The sequence below is a fragment of the Desulfosarcina sp. genome, assembly GCF_033791525.1.
Lineage (GTDB): Bacteria > Desulfobacterota > Desulfobacteria > Desulfobacterales > Desulfosarcinaceae > Desulfosarcina.
Window position 1 is genome coordinate 1 of sequence record NZ_JASJGN010000391.1, and the last position, 4,378, is coordinate 4,378.

Below are 4,378 nucleotides of genomic sequence, written 5' to 3' on the forward strand. Positions count from 1 at the left end.
GTCGTCGCGCTATAGTGGACTATGCGCGGCGATATCTAACGCCGAAGATGGGGTGAGATCGGCAAACCCAATGGGTTTCACCTTTTGAATACAACCATCGATGGTACCCAACCGTGATCGTTACCAATCGACCTTCTTCGAGAAAGGTGAATCGCTCAGTTTGGGAGATATTCATTTATCGGCTCGACGCACAGGTAAATAACATCACCGACCGGATCTCCTTTTGAAACGAGTCCTCCAGAACAGCGGCACGATGAATGGACTCATGGCTTGGTAGTGGCCATCAGCGCTTTGAGACGGTCCTCAGCGTCGGCACCCGTCAATACTCTGGCCTGATGATGCTGGGCGCCCGGGTCCTCGTCCGCAAAAAGGACAAGTTCAAACTGTTGCGGCCGGGTCTCTAAGTAGTAATGGACAATATCATCCGCGCTGAGCGTCTCGTGGCCGGCGCGTTCAGTAAGCGTGAAGTGAATACCGCCCTTGCCGCTTAACGCCCGGTAATGAACCTCTGTGCAGACTTGCCGGGAGGAATTGGCAAAATCAAAGTAAAAATCGTATTCGTCACCCAGGTACGAGAATACGCCTGCCAAAAATTCGGTTCTTTCCGCGTCATTTAAAATCGGACGAAGAACCAGCAAGCGATTCGTATGGGTGTCCATGATTTTGGCCAGGTTGTTGAAGATGACACCCTCTGCTACCGCCTCGATGATATCGGCATTCTCACCTCCGGGAAGAAATTCCTGGGATAGATGAAGTTCGAAACGTTTGCGCTCGGGCTCGGCCACAATCGGCAGGCTGTCTGCTTTTAACCCGGCCGCTGCGCGTTGGGCAGGAGAGCCCACATAGGTGATGCCGTGTTTATACTTCCCCGGGATAAAGACGTCGCTGATATAGCCAGCGGTAAATGTTAAAATAAGGTCACCGGGTTGCAGAAGATCGTAAACCTGCTTTTTTTGAGCCACACTAAATTGGATAAGATGTGCGCTGGGGTTTTTCAACCGGCTGATATCTTTAAAAAGAATTGAACGGGTGGCATACCATAAATCACCAAACTCCTGTGAAGTTTTCCGGGCCAATTCTTCAGCCCGGGTGTGTGAGAAGTAATTCTCAGTCTCGGCTATGGCACCGGTTTGCGCATTTAGTATGCGTTGTGTCTGTTGCATCGCTCCCGAATATAGGATCGGAATTTGTCCCAGCAGGTTCGCATATTCCGGATCTTCTTCACCGAGTTCGACCAATATTTTATTAGGATCGGCGACATCTTCCGAGTACAACATCCACCCCGCCGCCAGCATATGGGCTTTGTCCTTGGATGTGACATTGCGGTGAAGACGGTCGTAGGTCCCCTGGGGAATTTCCGAACGAAAAAATGGTTCATTCAGTTTGGCGATTGCAACGGGGTCGTCCATGAATTCGGCGATTAAAAATGATGAATGGAAGGCCAACAAAAACTCGGCATACAGTACGAGGGCATGGGCTTTTATCCCGGTTCCGTCATCGGTGTAACGGGCTTGTGGCCCCCCGTAACTGTTGATGATATCCCACAAGGTGGTGTGGCCGACAACGAATCGAAAGTAGAGGCGTTCGATCTGGTTGTTTTCTTCGCTGTCAAAATAACCCCGCTTGGGCCAACCCCCGCGTTGATGAAGCGCAATGAAATCGGATCGCGTGCGCTCCAGTTGCCCGGCTACCGTGTGCAGTGTTCGCTGATCGGATTCGAGCTTAAGCGCTGCCTGCAGGGGTGTCATAGACGGCAAAGGGGATACAACCCCGGATTTGCTCGTTGCGCAGGCGGTAAGAAGCAGCAAGGCGAAAAGACCGGCTGCAGAAAGCCGGCCAAAAGCCCGGGCAGTCCGCCGGTGAATAGTCGTGAGTACGATTTGCATTGGAAATCGCCTTTCGTTAAGCAGGGGTAAATGGCAATATGGCTATTGTCTTCAACGGAAGCACAGGATTTGATGAAAACCCCCGCGCAGGTCTTCAATGCAATGCACCGGTTCGTTTTCGTTTCGGGATTTCGTTTAATAGAAAAATATTGTTTTGTGTACGATACCCTTACCTTAGGGATTTTACGCAATATCGATGGGTCACAATTTTTTCCTGAAGCCTGCGTGCGGACCGATTCAATCAATGTGACCTATTTTGACGATGGTGGATATTTCTCCAGAATTTTCTTCACGGCTTTGTTTATCAGTTGTTCACTTTTTTCCGACGAGTTGATATCTTGGATTTCGGCCTTGGCCGTTCCGCGCCATATAAGCTTCTTGGATTCGGCATCCACAAAATCAAGAATAAGTGACCCTTCTTCGTAGTTATAGGTGGAAACATTTCTTGAGCCCCAATATCCGCCCCGATATCCCCTGTATGGACCGTAATCATATCCCCAATCGTTAACCTGCACCTTATCCTTTGTGGCAGTATGTTGGGCAATTAGAAAATCAGGTGATTCTGATGTCAACTTCAAACCTTTGGAATGTAATTCGGCATTAACCGCTTCTTTGATACGAACGATAACAAAATCATCCATTTTCACACTATCCGGCACAACCATCCAGTCATAAGTCTTCAGTTGGGAAAAGTCAGTCTTTTTGTCATAGTCATATTTGACATCGTAGATTGTTGCACAACTTACGGCAAAACCGATACAAATGAGTATACAAGCTAGTTTAATTGTCTTCATGGCAAGCATCTCCCATTGACATATCATTGTTAAATAAGGGCCTGGCATCCAAGGTTGCGGCCCAGGGAATCCGAAACTGGCGGTAGAATTTTATTGGCAAGTAAGCCGTTTCAGCGAATCACTGCATGTCGTCGTACGGCACGCCGCCGGTGTCGTCGATGCACCCCGGCAACGGAAGTCGGGGAAAGCGGCATGCCAACCGGATCGATAAACAGTGAACAGGGACCGGATGTTATCGGATTGGCCTGCTCCAACACACCGACGATGTCGTAAATGAGATCGCTGCCTTCCAGTCGTGGATTTTTCAGTTCCATGACGATGTCCACGATTTCATCCTTGCCAAAGATCGATAAGGTTGCATTGGGAGGATCGGCGGCAAAACTATTTTTGCCTTTTCCTTCCTTCCAATCGGCCACGAATTCTTCTGTGTCCATGTGCCCCGCTATCCGTTTCGGTCGATCTGAAAAGAAAATCGTCGTCGGACCAATCCCTTTCAGTGTCATCTTGCTCTTTCCCAGGTCAACGTCTGTTGAAGTCTGAACAAACAGCAGCTGTACTTCTTCTACAGTGTCCTGGGCCTGATCCGCAGCTGTTGCGGCCGTTGACTTTGCTGCTACGCCCAGCAGTGCAGCCCCGGCTGTGGCGACACCGGCTTTCAGAAAGGTGCGACGACTCGTTGCGGATGGTAACGTCTGTATTGAAAGCTCGTATTTTTTACTCATGATTTCCTCTACATTTAAGTGTATTGTCCGCCAACCCGATCAAATCTTCAGATTGCCGGGCGTCGGGCGCCCAATAATTTGACGCCCGGCGACCTAATGGGATCGGTGCGACTAGTTGAGGCCTCACACGGTAATTTCAACACGACGGTTGTGCTGTCGGCCTTCACTGGCGGCCCGTGAGAAGAATAGACTGCTTTGTGGTATCATGGCAGTATCAAAGAGGATCTGTTTGTGCCTGCCAAATGGAATCACTTCGCAAAGGTTATTTATTCTTTCTTGGTGTTGGCCTTGAATTCCTCTTTATTGATTTCGGTTACTTCAGAATTCTGAAGTGTGACTTCAGAGCCGGTATTGGCATCCTTCAATTTGACAGCACCACCCGTTTCCTTTTCAAGTTTGTTGGTGAAATACATTTTATCGGTAGATGTATCCTTGACCTTATAGTACCCACCGCCGCAGGCGGTGATGCCAATAAGAAAAAAAATAGCCAGCACTGTGGATATCAGTTTGTTTTTCATTTTCCTCTCCTTCGCTGTTGGGTTAAATGGTCGTGCATCCAAATCGGGACGCGATGACAAATTACGGCAACCCCTTACCGTTTGAATTGAAAAGTGGTCTGGTTTAGGTTACTTTGCTTTAAAGTTGAACTTTTGGCCTCCGATGGCCGCCTCGTACATCAACCCGCCTTTGATGTGTACAAACACGGCCATGCCTTTATGATAGCTGGCTTTGGCCTGTTTGCCTGTGGCCGGTCCGGCACTGGCGCCGGCAGTGGCCCCTTCGGTGCCGGCCTTGGCCTGAACACCGGCGGTGATAGCCACGGCGGAAGCCGCCGCATCAAACTCGAATTCCCCGCTGGTGAATTCGTCATAGGCCCGTTTGTCTTCAAAAAATATCATCTCGCTGAAGGCCTGGGCGCCCGCCTGAAATCCTATGGTCGCTTTTATTAGGGAAGTCTCGCCGGTGACCTTGCCGC

4 protein-coding genes and 2 pseudogenes are annotated in these 4,378 nt (G+C 49.6%); all 6 read right to left on the minus strand.

Going from position 1 to position 4,378, the window contains the following annotated elements; all coding sequences use genetic code 11:
• Window positions 1-155: 155 nt before the first annotated feature.
• Window positions 156-245 (minus strand): annotated as a pseudogene (locus tag QNK41_RS23140) (hypothetical protein); the annotation flags it as partial.
• Between the two features lie 18 nt (window positions 246-263).
• Window positions 264-1,886: a YiiX/YebB-like N1pC/P60 family cysteine hydrolase gene (locus QNK41_RS19355; protein WP_319260344.1), complete on the minus strand. Its 1,623-nt coding sequence runs from the start codon at window positions 1,884-1,886 to the stop codon at window positions 264-266.
• A 251-nt stretch (window positions 1,887-2,137) separates the two neighbouring features.
• A complete protein-coding gene (locus QNK41_RS19360) occupies window positions 2,138-2,680 on the minus strand; it encodes a DUF4136 domain-containing protein (RefSeq protein ID WP_319260346.1) in 543 nt (180 codons plus the stop codon).
• A gap of 110 nt (window positions 2,681-2,790) precedes the next feature.
• Window positions 2,791-3,402, minus strand: a complete 612-nt coding sequence (locus QNK41_RS19365; protein WP_319260349.1) for a hypothetical protein — start codon at window positions 3,400-3,402, stop codon at window positions 2,791-2,793.
• A gap of 266 nt (window positions 3,403-3,668) precedes the next feature.
• On the minus strand, window positions 3,669-3,920 hold the full coding sequence (locus QNK41_RS19370) for a hypothetical protein (protein WP_319260352.1): 252 nt from the start codon (window positions 3,918-3,920) through the stop codon (window positions 3,669-3,671).
• A gap of 108 nt (window positions 3,921-4,028) precedes the next feature.
• Window positions 4,029-4,378 (minus strand): annotated as a pseudogene (locus QNK41_RS19375) (hypothetical protein); the annotation flags it as partial.